The 16,824-nt window shown below is 41.7% G+C and carries 11 protein-coding genes; 1 reads left to right on the top strand and 10 read right to left on the bottom strand.

Annotated elements, in window-relative coordinates; genetic code table 11:
• Positions 1 to 60: 60 nt before the first annotated feature.
• The 7 genes from cobM to HY987_RS06335 all read right to left on the bottom strand — a co-directional run bounded on the left by cobM (position 61) and on the right by HY987_RS06335 (position 6,838).
• A complete protein-coding gene (gene cobM / locus HY987_RS06365) occupies positions 61 to 828 on the bottom strand; it encodes a precorrin-4 C(11)-methyltransferase (RefSeq protein ID WP_292756766.1) in 768 nt (255 codons plus the stop codon).
• A 238-nt stretch (positions 829 to 1,066) separates the two neighbouring features.
• Positions 1,067 to 1,960, bottom strand: coding sequence for a DUF166 family protein (locus tag HY987_RS06360; protein ID WP_292756764.1), 894 nt, complete (start codon positions 1,958 to 1,960; stop codon positions 1,067 to 1,069).
• 359 nt (positions 1,961 to 2,319) lie between these two features.
• Positions 2,320 to 2,499 (bottom strand): MarR family transcriptional regulator, encoded by a 180-nt coding sequence (locus HY987_RS06355; protein WP_292756762.1) that lies wholly within the window; start codon positions 2,497 to 2,499, stop codon positions 2,320 to 2,322.
• Positions 2,500 to 2,621: 122 nt separating this feature from the next.
• A complete protein-coding gene (locus HY987_RS06350) occupies positions 2,622 to 3,521 on the bottom strand; it encodes a DUF166 family protein (protein WP_292756760.1) in 900 nt (299 codons plus the stop codon).
• A 77-nt stretch (positions 3,522 to 3,598) separates the two neighbouring features.
• Positions 3,599 to 3,895 carry a TIGR04076 family protein gene (locus HY987_RS06345; protein ID WP_292756758.1) on the bottom strand — a complete coding sequence of 99 codons (297 nt, stop codon included), beginning with the start codon at positions 3,893 to 3,895 and terminating at the stop codon, positions 3,599 to 3,601.
• A gap of 333 nt (positions 3,896 to 4,228) precedes the next feature.
• On the bottom strand, positions 4,229 to 5,251 hold the full coding sequence (locus HY987_RS06340; RefSeq protein ID WP_292756756.1) for an adenylosuccinate synthetase: 1,023 nt from the start codon (positions 5,249 to 5,251) through the stop codon (positions 4,229 to 4,231).
• A gap of 240 nt (positions 5,252 to 5,491) precedes the next feature.
• Positions 5,492 to 6,838 (bottom strand): ATP-binding protein, encoded by a 1,347-nt coding sequence (locus HY987_RS06335; protein WP_292756754.1) that lies wholly within the window; start codon positions 6,836 to 6,838, stop codon positions 5,492 to 5,494.
• A 625-nt stretch (positions 6,839 to 7,463) separates the two neighbouring features.
• Here HY987_RS06335 and HY987_RS06330 point away from each other — a divergent pair.
• Positions 7,464 to 9,380: a hypothetical protein gene (locus HY987_RS06330; protein ID WP_292756752.1), complete on the top strand. Its 1,917-nt coding sequence runs from the start codon at positions 7,464 to 7,466 to the stop codon at positions 9,378 to 9,380.
• Positions 9,381 to 10,028: 648 nt separating this feature from the next.
• On the opposite strand, the gene HY987_RS06325 is transcribed toward HY987_RS06330, so the two are convergent.
• The 3 genes from HY987_RS06325 to HY987_RS06315 form a co-directional block, all read right to left on the bottom strand.
• A complete protein-coding gene (locus tag HY987_RS06325; RefSeq protein ID WP_292756750.1) occupies positions 10,029 to 10,520 on the bottom strand; it encodes a hypothetical protein in 492 nt (163 codons plus the stop codon).
• Positions 10,521 to 10,641: 121 nt separating this feature from the next.
• Entirely contained in the window at positions 10,642 to 13,614 is a 2,973-nt protein-coding gene (locus HY987_RS06320; RefSeq protein WP_292756748.1) for a carboxypeptidase regulatory-like domain-containing protein, read from the bottom strand.
• Positions 13,615 to 14,250: 636 nt separating this feature from the next.
• Positions 14,251 to 16,824 (bottom strand): Ig-like domain repeat protein (locus tag HY987_RS06315; protein ID WP_292756746.1); only part of this gene is annotated, 2,574 nt, incomplete at its 5' end.

Genomic DNA, 16,824 nt, shown 5'->3' with positions numbered 1-16,824 from the left:
TTACAACACACCTAATCTAAAAGGATACTCTTTTTTAATTAAAGAAGAACCCTTCACTAACTATTCTCCTTGACCCTTCCGGTACTCATGTGTGAAGTGGGCATCATACAGTTTGGATGGAGTCACTTTATCTGTACCAAGCACATCCCCCACCACAATAAGGGCAGTTTTGGTGATACCAGCATCCTGCACCTGGTCCACTATGTCCTCCAGAGTGCCTCTGACTATTTTTTCATCCTCCCAGCTGGCCTTCTGAACCACTGCCACCGGTGTCCCGGGGTCGTAGAAGGTTAATAATTCTGCCACTACTTTACCGATCATATGCACTCCCAGGAATATGCACATGGTGGCCTGGTGTTCAGCCAGGCGGAAAATTGCCTCCCTTTCGGGTTTGGGTGTGCGACCAGAGGGACGGGTGATTATAACTGTCTGGGAAACTTCAGGCTGAGTTAACTCTGCTTCCAGTGCAGCTGCAGAGGCAAACAGAGAGCTCACACCCGGAATTATCTCATATGAAATGTTTTTAGCTTTAAGGTACTGTATCTGCTCAGCTATGGCTCCGTAAATAGCCGGATCCCCAGTGTGCACCCTGGCAACCAGCTTCCCCTCCTGAACAGATTTTTCCATTAAGTCTGCTATCTCATCCAGGTTCATCTGGGCACTATTATAGATACCTGCCACGGCTTTGGCTCCGGATAGGACCTCTGGGTTCACCAGGGATCCGGCATAGATAATCACATCTGCCTCGGCAATAACCTTGGCTGCTTTGATGGTTAGTAGTTCCGGGTCTCCGGGTCCTGCTCCTATGAAAATTACTTTACCTTGCATCAATATCACTCTCTAGGACTTTAACTGCATTTTTATTTTATAAAACTGATTCGAATATATATAAACTGATTCAATAAACTGATTCAAATCCTATAACTGCTTCAATTAAGTATAAACTGAATGTCAATTTAGAACTGAGATACTAAGTAATTGATCTCGCTTAATTGATTATAATTTGTCATAACTTAATTGATTATAAATTTGCCATTATTAATATAAAGTTAAAATATGGATATTTTTACTCCAGTGTGAATTTCTTTTCTTCCATTTCTATGGATCCATAGGGGCATTCCTGTATGCATATCTCACAGCAGCCACAGCTGGCCGGGTCAATCACTGCCTGTTCATTCTCATTTAAGGTGACTGTGTCCAGTCCAATCTGTACCTGGGGGCAGTGTTTGATACACTCGTGCTGGCATTCATCGGCTTCACAGGTTTCATGATCCACCACTGCTGATTTCATGGCAAATCCCAGGGCCCTGCGGACTGCCTCTTTAACCTGGTATCCAGCCAGGTGGAGCATGGTATCTCCCACCACAGGATCGGTGGTCATGCTGGCATTGCAGGGATAGTTGTGTAGTTTATTACCTGCTTCCAGCTCTGCTTCCTCAATGGGCAGGCCTTCAATGTTCTCAGCTATGTAGTGGGTGCTGCCACAGGGCGCAGTTCTGAGTACCTTCACCTTCTTAACAAGACCATCTGCATCTATTTCCATTTTGGGCTTGCCGAACTCACGGGCGAACTTGTCAATGAAGGTGTCTCCCACCGGTTCCAGGGAACAGAATGGTTTGGGGAATACGATTTTAACTTCAGGGGCAGATTCTTCAATCTCCCGCTGCAGGCCTGGTGGTACCTGTGTAGGGTCGTGGATTGGTATGATCACTGATTTTGCACCGCTTTTCCGGGCGATGATGGGTACCACCATGTTAATATCACCGTAGAGCCCCACTGCCAGGATGAGATCCGCAGTGGGAATGGATTTGGGTACGTATTGTTCAAAATCATCAATGAACTCCGGAAGGTCCTCCGGAATCTCTTCTAACCCCACCATGCTACTGGCCAGTCCCATTTCTGCCAGACTGTTGACAATACGACTGCCATACTTCCCCGAACTTATGATGTAAAGTTTCATTAATACTCCTCTCGACCCATTTTAGTTAAGAAACACAATCCATAAAAGAACACTTATCAGTAATTAGTCCTTAATTAAAAGTCCTTAATAAATTAGTTGATATTATTTTAATACTTAACAGGTTTTGTCTACCTATGCCCTCATATTGACAGTAATAAACGGAGACAGGAATAAAAGGATGGTGTGCTGAAAACTGATTATACTTGAACTGATTTTGCTTGATGATTTGCTTGAACTAATTATGCTTGAGGATTTACTTGAACTGATTATACTTGATGATTTGCTGAAGTGATTAACTACTTGACTGATTATCTATTGAAAAATAAAAAAAATATGAGTAGGTAACTTTTAAGGTTAATCTATTCCTTTAAAGCCCAGTAGCACCTTTTGGGAGAGATGATAGTTTCGTCTTTTTTAAGTTCTTTCATGATCTTATCGACTTCTTTTTTCTCCACACCAGATATTTGGCTGACTTTGGTGGCGTTTAAAGGTTCTTCAGAGTCTTTGAAAGCTTTAATCACCTTTTCTTTATTATCCATTGTATCACCTGCTTGAATTTTTCCATTTGAATCCATATTTCCATTTGAATCCATATAATATTTGTTACGAACAGTTTTTTTTGTTACGAACAGTTTTGATATAACTGTAAGAAAAAACTAGATTACTTCCCTTCCAGTTCAAACCTTCCACTTTTTATTTCAATAGCATCCAGTGGACATTCTTTTATGCATATTTCACAGTACCCACAGGTGGCAGGGTCAATAACTGCCTTTTGATCTTCATTAAGGGTTATGGTGTCCAGTCCGATGAGTACCTGGGGGCAGCTTTTAAGGCATTCTTCCTGGCATTTTTGGGCATCACAATTTTTAGGGTTCACCACTGCTGATTTGGTGGCAAATCCCAGGCCCCTTTTAACTGCTTCTTTTATCTGGTAGCTGGCCAGGTGCATGCTGGTGTCACCCACAGCAGGGTCGGTGCTGGTGCTGGCATTGCAGGGATAGTTGTGTAGTTTATGGGTGGCTTCCAGTTCCGCATCGTCTACAGGCATGCTCCACAGGGCTTTGGCAATGAAATTGGTTGATCCGCAGGGAGCTCCCCTTAGAACTTCAACCTTTTTGATGTACTTATCTGCCTGGATGGATAGCTGAGGTTTGCCGAACTTAATGGCGAACTGGTCGATGTAAGGGTCTCCCATCACTTCCAGGGAACAGAATGGTTTGGGGAATACAATGGTCACACCAGGGGCAGATTCTACGATCTCCTGCTGCAGTCCAGGGGGCATCTGCTGGGGATCGTACACCGGTATTATTGCGGATTTCGCACCAGTTTCCAGGGCTACCTGGGGGACGATCATGTTAATATCCCCTGATAGTCCCACTGCAATGATGAGATCTGCTGGGGGTAAATTTTTGGGAATGTAACTGGTGAAATCCTCTATGAATTCCGGTAGATCCTGGGGGAATTCTTCCATTCCCACTATGTTACTGGCCATTCCGTGTTCAGCCAGATTGTTAACCACCCTGCTACCGTACTTACCAGATATTAGAAGGTAAATTTTCATGGTTCCTCCAAAATTGAAATTAAAATGTAGAATTTGGATTGATATTTAGGATTTTTTGGATTAAAAGGTAGAATCTCTTATTCCTCCAGTTTTCTGCATTTGAAGATAACTGTACCCCCATCAGTGTAGGGTTTTCCAGGATCAACGCATTGCAGGTAGGCATGTTCTTCATCCCCTTCCCGGGTTAGTCCCAGAGTTAGGGGTATCCAGTCATGTTCTAAAATGGTGGTGTAGTGCAGGATGGTGGATAGTGCATGGGTGCAGAGTGCATCGGTTTTATCCAGGACTATTTCCGGATCCTTGAAAACCATACGGTCTCCCTGTTTGTAAACAGGACAGTTACCACGTATTTCATGGACAGTTATCTCCAGCATCTTTTTTAACCCCCGCATGGAATTTTTTTGGCCCTTGAAATTTAAAAAATAGGAAATTTATTTAGTTGGGAGTGGTTAACCCCCCAAAATTCATTAGTTTGAGAATATCATTTGTTTAAGGAATAAGCTCCTGTTTAGGGAATAAGCCCCTGTTTAAGGAATAAATCTTATTTCGGGAATAAACCCCATTTCGGGAATAAACCCTATTTAAGGAATAAACCCCATTTCGGGAATAAATCCTATTTCAGGAATTACCTTAATTTTAGGAATATAAACCTAATTTTGGAAATAAATCATTAATAATGGATTAATTTAGGGGATTTACCCTAAATTTTACATTAATTCGTCCCTGAGGTCGATGGTATCAGTCAGGTCAGGTCCAGTGCTGATTATGGTTACTGGTACTTTGGTTTCGTCCTGGATTTCTTGCACAAATTTTTTGACTTCTCCTGATAGGTCAGAATATTCAGTTACCCGTTCACAGGAGGGGTATAATCGGTCCACACAGGTTAATGCTATCTGGGTGGCTCCGTTGATCATGCAGGATTCACGGGCGAGATCCATGTCGAAGAGTCCGACTCTTCTCCTACGGCCGGTGACTGTTCCGTATTCTTCTATGTCCATTTCTTCGGCTGCATCCTGGGTGATTTCAGATGGGAATGGTCCTTCTCCAACACGGGTTATGTAGGATTTGAAAACAACAATAACATCATCAATACGAGTGGGTCCTACACCAATATCAGCGGCTGCACTAGATGCAGTGGTGTCCTTACTGGTTACAAAGGGATAAGTCCCATAATAAAGTGATAATCCGAATCCTTGTGATCCTTCAATAAAAACATCCCGTCCTTCATCCAGGGCAGTGTTAACTTCCAGTGGCACATCGGCGGTGTATCCTTCCATGGATTCAATGTCCCCGGCCAGTTTAATGGTTCGCAGTGCCCGGTCACGGTTGGCTGGTCCGCATCCAGTCCCGGTACTTCCAATCTTTTTGTACAGGTGGTCTGAGCCTTTGTCCTGTTCTTTGTGTTCTTCTTCAATGATGGCACAGCGATAATCAGCGAAGGTACGTCCTTTAACCTTGTATTTGTTGAGGTAGTCCAGTTCGTGATGGAAGACCCTTGGGTCAACCAGTACACCGGCCCCTATGAGGAGTCTTGCTCCTGTGTGGACAAATCCTGATGGGATCATCCGCAGTCCGTATTTTTCTCCGTTAAATTCCACCGAATGGCCTGCGTTGGGCCCTACTCCGGCCCGGGCAATGATTTCCGGTTTGTCCTGGTAGCAAAGGTAGGTAATACACTTACCCTTACCTTCGTCTCCCCAGCCTCCGCCTACTAAAATGTTGCATGTCATATATGATCATCCTCTTAGTGTAGTGATTTTAACCTCTTTTATATTGTCAATAGCCGCTTAAAAAGATTTTCCCACGGAACTATTAAGGAAATATTGTCCCTTAAATTTGTTATAACTCATCCTATGATATTAGATTGATTTTTTATAAATTTTACTGCCTTTGTGTTAGTGATAATCTCATTTTTAGTGGTATGATTTACTGGTGACTGGTGTCAGTTTTCAGGAGTAAACCAGGATGACTTACTGGTGTGGTTTGCTTCCCTGAGTAATGATTCTTTCAAAGAGTTCTGGGGTGTATTTGCGCTGCATGGATACTAGAATATGCTGGTTTAATGCTTCCTCCAATATTTCTACGGTCATTTTTTCTTCTCCCCTCCGGATACGTATGGCCTGGGCTATCTGAGCAATGTCCCTGGCATGGGCAAAGGTGGGTTTTAAGCTTTCCCCTCCCTGCATCTCGGGAATGTAAACTTTTCGGAATCGTTCCAGAACATCCTCACCATAGTCCTCATTTAAGAGGTCCAGGTTACGTTTAAAGACCTCCACAATCTCATCGGAACTTGGAACGTCCAGATAGACATGTAGAGGTGCTCGGCGGAGGTGGGCTTCATCGATGATGGTGATCTCCAGGTTGGTGGACAGGGCAGGTATGAAGTGGGTGTGCACAATTACCGGAGCCCCTTTCACATAGATCACATCCTTCTTGTTCTCTAAGGGTACGATCATCCGGTTAAGGAGTACGTTGGGGTCTTCCTTCTGCCTTCCCAGGTCGTCCAATAAGAGAACTCCCCCGTTGGCCTTTATTATGGGTGATGTTTCATAGACACCCTTGTTGGGGTCGTACAGTGTTTCCATTTTTTCAGTGCTTAGTTCTGAGCCGGTGAATACGAATGGTGCGTAGATCTTCACCCAGCGAGGGTCTCCGGGTTGTTCCGGGCGCAGTTTGTGGAAGTCAGGGTCCAGTAGTTGTATTATGTTACCACTGAACTCGATGTAGCGTGGTATGATGAGGGGTGGTAATATCTCCGACATTTTGCTGGTGAGGAATGTTTTACCAGTTCCTGGTGGTCCGTAGATGAAGAATCCTTTACCCCCAATAGCAGCTTCTGTGAGAACCTTTTTAGGGTAGGCCATTCCCACCACATCCCGGAAAGCTTTTTCCACAACCTCATGGGGTATTCTGAGGGGGTATCTTCCCTGGAGCTGGACTCCCATGATCTTGAAGTAATCATCATAGGTTACCGGTGCCATTCCAATGTAGGGGTTTTCCTCCATTAACTGGGCTGCTTTCAGGTGGCCCTGTTTCTTTATGGTGTATTCCACACTGGCAAAAAGGAACCCCCCGCCGGTCTGGGCTGCCAGATCTTGTTTTTCCATTGGTTTCAGACATTGTTCCAGTAGATCAATGTGTAGTCCGGTGATTTCGTGTATCTGCTGTACTTTTATATTCCCGTAGGTGTTAATGATCTTCAGGATCAGGTTCTGTATGAATCCCTTGGATAAATCTATTTCATCCAGTGATTTGGGTTCTTCCAGTAACTGGAATAGTTTTTGCATCCGGATATCGTGATAATATTCTGTTTCCATTGGTAGACAACCTGTTTTAAAGGTGATTATGTTGTTAGGGTTTAATTGGGGATTTTCATTCTTTGTACTGTGTATTAATATGATTTTATTAACAGTTAAAACTTAACATCACAGGCACAAATGGTTTATCTCGTTTTTAGTGACATATTTCACAATATCACCAAATAAAATAGTAAAAACATCAGGTTTTATTCAGGCCCCCCTAATAGGAAATAAATCAGGCGCTAAATAATGAAAATAAATTCAGGATCTAATATTTGAAATAAATCAGGTATTAACATGAAATAATTCAGTCTCTAATTTGAAATAAATCAGGGGGTCTAATTTGAAATAAATTAGGCTTTAATATTAAATAACTCAGGCATTAACATGGAAATAGTTCAAAAGATTAATGTGGAAAAAATAGGTAATCTTATTTTTATTTAAAAAATTATTTAGGTTATCAGATGAATAAAATATGTTATAATCTGTAAACCAAAAAACCAGGAACCTTCCGATACATTTGTTTGAAAAAAATCCATTTCAGCTTTTAATGTGGGTTTTAACCATCTTTTTATCAGTAAAAAACCAGATTAATTTTTTATAAACTGTAAAAGTTTTATAAACTGTAAAAGGAGGTGAAAACTTGGAAAAAAAATCAACAGACACTAATTACCGTATTATTCTCATTTTAGGATTAGTTCTATTTGCAGCAGCTACTATCTCTTCCGCTAGTGCCGCCGACACCATCTATGTTAACAATGGCACTGGAAATGACAGTTGGGATGGAACCAGCGCCACACCTCAGGGTGGAACAGTTGGTCCCAAGGCAACCATCCAAAACGGAACCAACACTGTAGATGATGGGGGAACCGTTAATGTAGCTGATGGAACCTACCAGGAAAACCTGATCATCGACAAAAACGTACACCTACTGGGACAGAGCCAGACTGCTACCATCATCGACGCTAACAATGCAGGACATGGCCTGGACATCTACCAGAACTTTATAGTGAGTTTAACCAATTTCAGCATAATAAATGGGAACAGCGCACTGGGTGGTGGAATTCTTAACTCCGCTGACTTGACACTGACCAGATGTACCTTCACTGATAACACTGCAGTTATTGGTGGTGCTATCTACAATACTCAAGGAACATTAACCATAATCGACTGCATATTCACTGATAATACAGCAACTACTGTAACTGCTTACCAGGGTGGTGGTGCCATTTATAACATCGGCACACTAGACATTGCAGGATCTACATTCACCAACAACCAGGCCCGGGATGGTGGTGCTGTCTATAATTATGATGGTACCTGTACAGTGACTGGCAGTACTTTCACCGGTAACTCTGCAACCAGTGTGGATGGAGGTGCCATAGAAAGTTGTAACACAACCACATTGAACGTGGATAACTGTGTTTTCACACAGAACACTGCTGCTACTGGTGGTGGTGCCATTGACAACATGGGAACTGGTTTTGTGAACAACTGTCAATTCACCGACAACTCTGCAACTATTGGTGGTGCTATATACAACAATGAAGAAGGCAGTATCCTGACCGTGACTAACTGTGATTTCACCAGTAACACTGCCACGAACACTAACTATTTTGGAGGTGCTGCTATCTTCAATAATGGTACCTGTACCGTAACTGGTAGTAATTTCACAGAAAATGATGCAACTGCTTCTGATGGTGCTACTATTGATAGTATTGGTCCTTTGACTGTAACCGGCAGTACTTTCACTGATAATGATGGTGGTGCTGTTGCCAATACCGGGAGTACTCTGATTATAAGTGGTAGTACCTTCACCGGGAACAGTGCATTGTATAATGGGGGAGCTATCTGGAATGATGATGGTTCTTTGATGGTTACTGATAGTACTTTCACTGGTAACACTGCAAATCTAAATGGTGGTGTGCTCTTCAATACCGGTACTGTAACCATGAATTTCAACCGAATCGTTGGAAACAGTGATAGTCAAGGTTACACCATCTACAATGAAGATGAGTATGGGGAAGTAGATGCTACTGATAACTGGTGGGGCTCTAATAGTCCTGATTTCAGCACTCTGATTTACGGGGAAGATGTGACTTACAGTCCCTGGTTGTATCTGACATTTTCAGCCATACCAGCTACCATTCCTCAAGGATCCGCATCCACTTTAATTGCCAGCTTCAACCAGCATACTGATGGAACCACAATCACAGCAATTGACCCGGTAAATGGTCACATCCCTGACGGCTCACCAGTGACATTCACCACCAACCTGGGTAATGTGGGCAGTAAATCCGTGGAAAAATACACCATTAATGGTATAGCCACTGCTATTCTCCAGACAGATGAAGCAGCAGGAGATGCATTGGTAAGTGTGATTGCAGATGATCAGACATTAAACTCCACAGTAACCATCACACCAGTTGTTAACGCCGCTACAACCACTACCATTACCAAAACCGTGGGGATGCAAAGTACCGGTGCACCTATTGTGCCACTGGCCATGGCAGCTTGCTGTTTACTGGGTGGATTAATAGCCAACCGGAAAAAACAATAAAGCAAAAAATTCCCCTCTTTTTTTATTTTTAACTTGCTAATTCTATTTAGATCTGTGTAATCAGGCCATGCTGATATGGATGATTTCTGATAGGGATTATTCAAATAGAGATTATTTTTTTGATGATTTTTAATTAATTCTATGATTAATACGGAACTTAAATGATTTATTGCTAAAATCCAATGCGGAAATTTGATTTCCAATAATAATAAACCCAGTATAACCATTAAAAAAGCTAAAAAAACGGGCACTCCGCAAATATATCCTCCCAAAGTAACTGAACTCCCTAATATTTAATTGTAAAAATAAATATGGTGATTCTGTTCATTTGATATGATGGTTCTGCTCATTTATAAAATTCTACTCATTTATAAAAAAAGAGTCCCACAAGGAATTTATTATTCGCAGAGTAAATAAAAAAAATGGGGAAAGAGGTTTTAGGGGTTTCCTCTTATTATTTTCTAAGACAATCTATTAAATGGTCCAGTATGCTTGATCTATACTTGCAATTGGTGCTCCTGATAGGGGAGTGTTTTTTTACATCCACTCTTTTTACAACCACTTTATAGAGTCATGGTTGAGTCTTCCAAATCATGGTTGACCTTCATTTTCCTGAGATCTGATGCCCCATCCCCACTTAACATTTATTTAAGTTATTGCAGAGACTGTTACCTTTCCTTTAACATTTACTCCTGCAATAAAGACTCCTTTAATTCCAGTTTGATTGAACTCTATTGTACCATCAGATTCGCCACCGCCAACATCGACAGATTTACTAGAAACGACATTACCTGAAAAATCAGCATAGTTTTGACCTTCAGTTGGCACCATGTTTAAAGCGAAAACACCGAGAGTTGCCATACTGCTCACATCTGTCCCCCCAATACTAGTAGTATCTGCTTGCAAACCTTGGTATTTTATTTTAACAGATTTTGCTCCTTCTGGTATTGTTACATTGTAATCGGATCTTCTAGAAGAAGTACTGTCGCTGCTGTTGACCTTCGGAAGATTAAGTTCAACAATAATTTTTTCTCCAGAGCCAGTTTGATTCCCAGTTTGTGTGTTGGTACACCCTGAAGCCATTACTACAAAAATCAAAAGTGCTATGATTCCGGAAACTATTATTCCATCTTTTTTCATTAAAAAACCTCCCTAAACTCTTATAATCTAATTTGAACTATGAATTATCATATGTCAATGTTTTAACTAATTTGATTTTAAATAAAAAAATGGGGGAAAAGAGGTTTTAAGGGTTTTCCTCTTATTGTTTTTTTCGGGTGCTGATAAATCCACCGAGTACCATCAGAATAGCTAGAACTATTCCGGTCATTGGTGTTCCTGTTTTCTGCATTCCCACAGTCTGAGCATGCACGGTTTCAGATGATCCGCCAGCTGCCTGGATATTTACAGTCACTGCTTGGATGCTGCTTTCAATGTTAGGATCATCGGTGTCTGTGGTGAGTGTTGGTCGGAAGATGAAACTTCCCACGTTCAGTGATCTCACACGAACCCAAGCATAGGGATCTCCTACAACCACATCACCCAAGGTCCAGGTAATGGTCCGGGTTGCTGGGTCGTAGATAGTTGTTCCCTGATCCACATTCACATCAACAAATTCCACACCATCAGGCAGCGGTAAAGTTAAAACCACGTTTTCTGCTGTGTTAGGTCCCCTATTACCTAATTTAAAGGTAATGGTGTATATTTCACCCACAAGGGGGTTATTGTTACTGGACCAACTGTTGATGTACAGATCAGCCTTATAAGTTACAGGGTTAACTGTGATACTGGCTGTTGCAGTCTGTGATTCCTGATTGGGTTCATCCTGAGTTTCTGTTGCTGTGTTGGTGATGGTAGTCCCAGCCATTGCAACGTTAATAATTCCACTGATGGTCAAGGTTGCATCAGCATTGTTTTGGAGTGTTCCCACATTCCAGGTATTGGTAGCTGAATCCCATGATCCCATAGAAGGAGTCACAGTCCAACCAGCAGGAACTTCCACATCAGTAACTGACACATTATGAGCAGCATCAGGCCCACTATTATGCAGAGAAACTGTAAAAGTACCAGTATCCCCCACATTTAATGGACCATTCCCTGTCTTAGTGATAGTCACATTAGCCATAGGATTAACTGTGATGCTGGCTGTTGCAGTCTGTGATTCCTGGTTCAGTTCATCCTGAGTTTCAGTAACCGTGTTGGTGATGCTAGTTCCAGCCATTGCAGTGGTAATTAATCCACTGATGGTCAGTGTTGCATCAGCACCATTATTGAGTGTTCCCACATTCCAGGTATTGGTAGCTGAATCCCATGATCCCACGGAAGGAGTCACAGTCCAACCACTTGGAACATCCACATCTGTAACTGTCACATTATGAGCAGCATCAGGCCCACTATTATGCAGAGAAACTGTAAAAGTACCAGTATCCCCCACATTTAATGGACCATTCCCTGTCTTAGTGATAGTCACATTGGCACACGGATCAGTCTCAACCTCAACATTACCAGTTAAGATTTCATCATCAAGCATAGCAGACACATTAGCAATGCCTGACTCTGTTCCAGTCAGTGTAGCAGTAGCCAAACCATCCACAGTGGGCTTATCAACGGATTGACTGCCCACTTGACCCAGATCAGTGCTGAAAGTCACTAGAGTACCATCAGGTAAATGTCCATCTGCTGGATTTAGAGGAGTTACTATTTCTCCGTCAAATGCATTGTTGAAGTTAGCAGTTAAGGTTGAAGTTTCACCCTGCTGGATGATGGTTGGATCAGCCTGGAAGGTCATGTATAACCATGGATTGTAATCCACATTGCCAACAATTAAAGTAGCAAAGTTAGGATTATTGGATCCCCACCAGTTATACCTGGCATCAGCAGATCCATCACTGTGTATGGCTGTAGGTGAATTATTTACAATACGGTTGAAATTCGCATTCACAGTACCACCATAGTTGTAGATTCCACCACCAGCCTGGGCGGTATTACCACTAATAGTAGAACCAGATACAGTAACCGTACCATACCCATTTACTATTCCACCACCATAAGTGGCAGTGTTACCGGTGAAAATACTATCACTTACATTTAAAGTAGCATAATTGAAGATAGCACCACCAAAAGGTGCGGTATTACCATTGAAAGTACTTTCAGTTACATTTAGAGTAGCATCGTAATCGTAGCCATAAAAATTGTAGATAGCACCCCCATAAGTAGTAGCGTTGTTACCTGTGAAAGTACTATCACTTACAGTTACAGTACCATAGGTGTAGATAGCCCCACCATAATCTGCTAAATTATTAGTGAACGTACTACCAATCACGGTACTGGTACCTTCAGCATCATAGATAGCACCACCACCAAAAAATCCCCTGTTGTCGATGAAAGTGCTCTCTATTACATTCAAAGTGGATCCATAAGCATTGAAGATGGCACCACCATACTGTGCGGAGTTGTTTATGAAAGTATTGCTATTTACAGTCACAGTACCATAATTGTCGATAGCACCCCCACTAAAACTTGAGACTCCATTTTGTATGGTAAATAAACTGATATTCACTGTGGCCCCAGTATTAATGGTTAGGGATCGTCCTGTGTTAGATCCATCGAGGATGGTATTCTCCTGGCTTTGGCCTACCAGATTCAAGTTTTTATCAATGACTAAATGTTCATAATAAGTCCCATCAGCCACATTTACTGTTCCATCTGGATTTACTTCGGTTATTCCTTTTCCAATGGTTTTGTAAGGGTTAGCTTGTGTACCTTCTCCAGTACCATCATTTCCGGCTGTGGTGACGTAAACTGTGTCCATTCCTAATTTGAAGTTGGCAGTTCCATGGTAGATATTATCTTCACCAGGAAGTACAATTACTTCTTGCGTGGATGTTTGATGTCCTGGTGCGCTGGCTGTGACTTTAAAATTAGTTAAACTACTTTTAAAGTTCAATGAGTATGTACCGTCGGCGTTTGTAGTGGTTGAAATGGTTTCTTCGCTACTGGTAACAGTAACGGTTACTCCAGGGAATGGATTTCCATCAGAACACTTCTGAACTTCACCAGTGATAGTAACATCCGGTGTGGGTTCCTCAGTATCTACAATAGTAGTAGTTGAATCATTTATAGTATTTTCTGATATGGATGAAACGTTTTCGTCTGCAGTTTCTGCTGAAACTGCTCCAATTAAACAAACTGCAATGACTAGGATTGTAAACGTATATAGGATTTGTTTTTTCATTTTTTCACCTCCCTTTACATTTTTTATTATGCATCACTGCAATTGCAGTCATGCAATAATTGTATTAATCCCAATATAAAGTTTACTAAAATAGAAAAATAATGCAAATTTTTATTAAAAATAAAGTAGTTTTTTAGCAGGATTTGTAAAAATAGAGTAAAGCACCCAATATAATTAATTCGAGTGCTTATACTCATATCCATGTTGGTGGACAGCACCAAAGAAGCAACTCTGCCCTAACCAGGGTACTGGTATTTGCCACCTTCATGCTGTTCATACTCCTCTTTGTAAAATCTACTATATTCCAGGGGGTTTTCAACTTCATATCCCAGTATTATGGTGAAACTGACATTTTCCCAATATGGAAATCATGTACTACTATTACCCACCCTGATAATGTCCTTCCTGATATTAATAGAGACAGTAAAATCCTTTAAACATGAAAGAACTCTTAGATTATAAGGTATCAACTTATTTTAGAGTAATCCTGGTATGGGATTAATAAAAATAGATTAGTAAAAATAAAAATTAACAGAACTGGAGAAATTAAATCTGGAAATAGATTTTTTTTTTGATTATGTTTAAAAAGGTGTTTTTTCCCTAAAAAAATAAAAAGGGGGGAAGGGTATTAACCTTTTATTTCCTTTTTGGAACTATAATTCCACCTAATAACATCAGAACTACGAGTAACAGTAATCCAATTGGCGCACCAGTGGTTTGCATACCCACAGTTGGACCGTTAACCACTACATCTGACTTTTGTGATGCTGCCTGGACATTTAGAGTTAAGGATTGTATGTCATGGTCTAGGCTGGAGTCATAGGTATCAGTTGTAAGGTGTGGTCTTAGGAGATAGTTTCCAGTGTTGATGACTTTTACATTGGCCCAGAGGTAAGGGTCTCCTATAACATTTCCCAGATTCCAAGTAATGGTTCTGGTAGTGGCGTTGTAGGTGAAATTGCCCTGGTCTGTGGTGGCGTTGATGAATTCCATGCCTTCAGGTATTACCAGGGTGAAGGTCACGTTTTCAGCTGTGTCCGGACCATTATTTCCCACTTTGAAAGTGAGAACTATGATCTCTCCCACAGTAGGGTTATTCTTACTACTACTGGTTGTGATGTACAGACTGGCTAAAGGCACTTTTAACTCTCCAGTACCAGTTGTTGCCTGATAATTCTCAGTTCCCATGAAGTCAGCCTGGATGGTATGTGTTCCACCGGTCAGGTCTATAATGTAAGGTACGGTGGCTATTCCATTACTGTTGGTGTCAGCATTGCCCACTAAGGTTCCATCTACTCGGAAGTAAATGGTTTGACCGGTTAAGGGGTTGCCATCCCTGTCAGTGAGGGTAGCATTGAGATCCACTTGTGAACCGTTTTTACCGTTAACATCAGGAACTGCTAAGTTAGTGGTTTTATCCTCCACAGTTAGTGTTCCACTTCCGGTTGTACCGTTATAGTCACCATCTTCAGTGAAAATAGCTCCTATGGTGTACGTTCCCTGGTTTTCTGTTATGGTATGGGTTAGAGTGGCTACACCATTGGAATCAGCTACTGCACTACCCACATTTGCTCCGTTTACTGTGAATTGGATGGTTTTACCTGCAACAGCAGTACTCTGACTGGTTAATGTTGCTTGTAGGTTTACATTATGACCTTTAGTTCCAGCAACATCTGCAACAGCAAGAGTGGTTGCTTTTTTATACACAGTCAGTGTTCCGGCCTCTGCACTGGCGTTATAATCATTATCACCGTTAAAAGCGGCGTTAATGATATAAATACCCGGTGTTTGTGTTATGATGTATGTTAGTGTGACTACACCGTTGTTTACGGTTACTGCACTGCCTACGTATGCTCCGTTGACTGTGAAGTTAACTGTTTTACCGGTGAGTGGTGTTCCGTTTTGGTTGGTTAATGTGGCTTGTAGTTGGACGTTTTGACCGTTAATGCCAGTAGCATCTGTTACCAATATGTTGGTGTTGTTTTTGTAGACTGTTAAGGTTCCAGTAGTACTGTTACCCAAGTAGTATGGTGTTTCTGTGAATTCAGCTTGTATATCATAACTACCAGGTGTTAGGATTATACTGTAGGTTAATGTTGCCCATCCATCAGTTCCGGTGGTTGCGCTACCTGCGTTTGTTCCGTTTACTGTGAATTGGATGGTTGCACCAGATACAGCAACGCCTTCAGTGGTTAATCTGGCTGCCAGTCGAACATCCTGACCGTTAATACCACTAGTATTGTTCACTGTTAAGGTGATGGGTCTTTTGTTCACAATTAAAGTGGCTGTATTGTTGGCTGATGCATTGTAAGCATCATCTCCAGCAAAACTTGCACTTAAAGTGTAGGTTCCTGCAGTTTCAGTTAAACTGTAGATTATACTGGCCACACCTGAAGCATTGGTATTGGCACTGCCCACTTCTGCACCGTTAACGAAGAATTTGATTTCTCTACCTGCCACAGTGTTTCCATTGGAATCTTTAAGTGTGGCTGAAATTGTTTTATCTTCGTTTCGGTATCCTGTGACATCTGGAAGTTCTATGGTGGTGGATAGTTTCTCTGCTAATGCGGCAAATGTGCTGAAGGAGTTGATATCATTAGCATAGACATATTGATCTACGGTGTTAACTCCGCTACCAGCTACTAGAGACCAGTTACTACCATCATAGTGGCAGATTTTAAGTCCGTCTTCATAAACATTGGAAACATCGGTTGCATTGTAGAACATGGTCAGATTTAGTTCAGTACTTCCCAGTCCCTGTAGGTCCACGTATTTTCCAATATTCACCCATCCTGTTGGGTCCGCTGGTACTGCTTCCACACCATTGACTATGATACCGTTGATGTAGGTAATGGTCATGGTGGTGGGATGAGCCAGGCCAATTGTAAGTCGGGTAAAGGTGTTGTTGGTGTCAGCAGTGGCGTACAGGTCATCACCAGTGTTATTGATTAACTGGTTATCCTGGAAGTTACCTTCCTTAATATTTTCCAGATACAGTCCGTTAGCATTTCCACTTATATTGTTGTTGTTTAGGGTCACGGCTGGGTTGTCTAGTCCAAATAGATTTACTCCCCAGTCTCCGTTGTTTTGTAGTGTGTTGTTGGTTATTGTGATGTTGCCTCTTATGTGTAAGAGGGCTCCGTATCCGCTATTGTTGTTTGATGTGGTGTTAGTTATGGTTAGGTTTTGGCTGTTGGTGTTGCCTGTGTG

Source organism: Methanobacterium sp. (genome assembly GCF_016217785.1).
GTDB lineage: Archaea > Methanobacteriota > Methanobacteria > Methanobacteriales > Methanobacteriaceae > Methanobacterium.
The sequence above is the reverse complement of the archived record's forward strand: the minus strand, read 5'-3'. Positions and strand labels throughout refer to the sequence as shown.

Excerpts from the sequence above, each read along its gene's own strand:
- HY987_RS06320 (WP_292756748.1), bottom strand. The coding sequence starts at position 13,614 with ATGAAAAAACAAATCCTATATACGTTTACAATCCTAGTCATTGCAGTT.
- HY987_RS06360 (WP_292756764.1), bottom strand. The coding sequence starts at position 1,960 with ATGAAACTTTACATCATAAGTTCGGGGAAGTATGGCAGTCGTATTGTC.
- HY987_RS06325 (WP_292756750.1), bottom strand. The coding sequence starts at position 10,520 with ATGAAAAAAGATGGAATAATAGTTTCCGGAATCATAGCACTTTTGATT.
- HY987_RS06345 (WP_292756758.1), bottom strand. The coding sequence starts at position 3,895 with ATGCTGGAGATAACTGTCCATGAAATACGTGGTAACTGTCCTGTTTAC.
- HY987_RS06350 (WP_292756760.1), bottom strand. The coding sequence starts at position 3,521 with ATGAAAATTTACCTTCTAATATCTGGTAAGTACGGTAGCAGGGTGGTT.
- HY987_RS06340 (WP_292756756.1), bottom strand. The coding sequence starts at position 5,251 with ATGACATGCAACATTTTAGTAGGCGGAGGCTGGGGAGACGAAGGTAAG.
- HY987_RS06335 (WP_292756754.1), bottom strand. The coding sequence starts at position 6,838 with ATGGAAACAGAATATTATCACGATATCCGGATGCAAAAACTATTCCAG.
- cobM (WP_292756766.1), bottom strand. The coding sequence starts at position 828 with ATGCAAGGTAAAGTAATTTTCATAGGAGCAGGACCCGGAGACCCGGAA.
- HY987_RS06355 (WP_292756762.1), bottom strand. The coding sequence starts at position 2,499 with ATGGATAATAAAGAAAAGGTGATTAAAGCTTTCAAAGACTCTGAAGAA.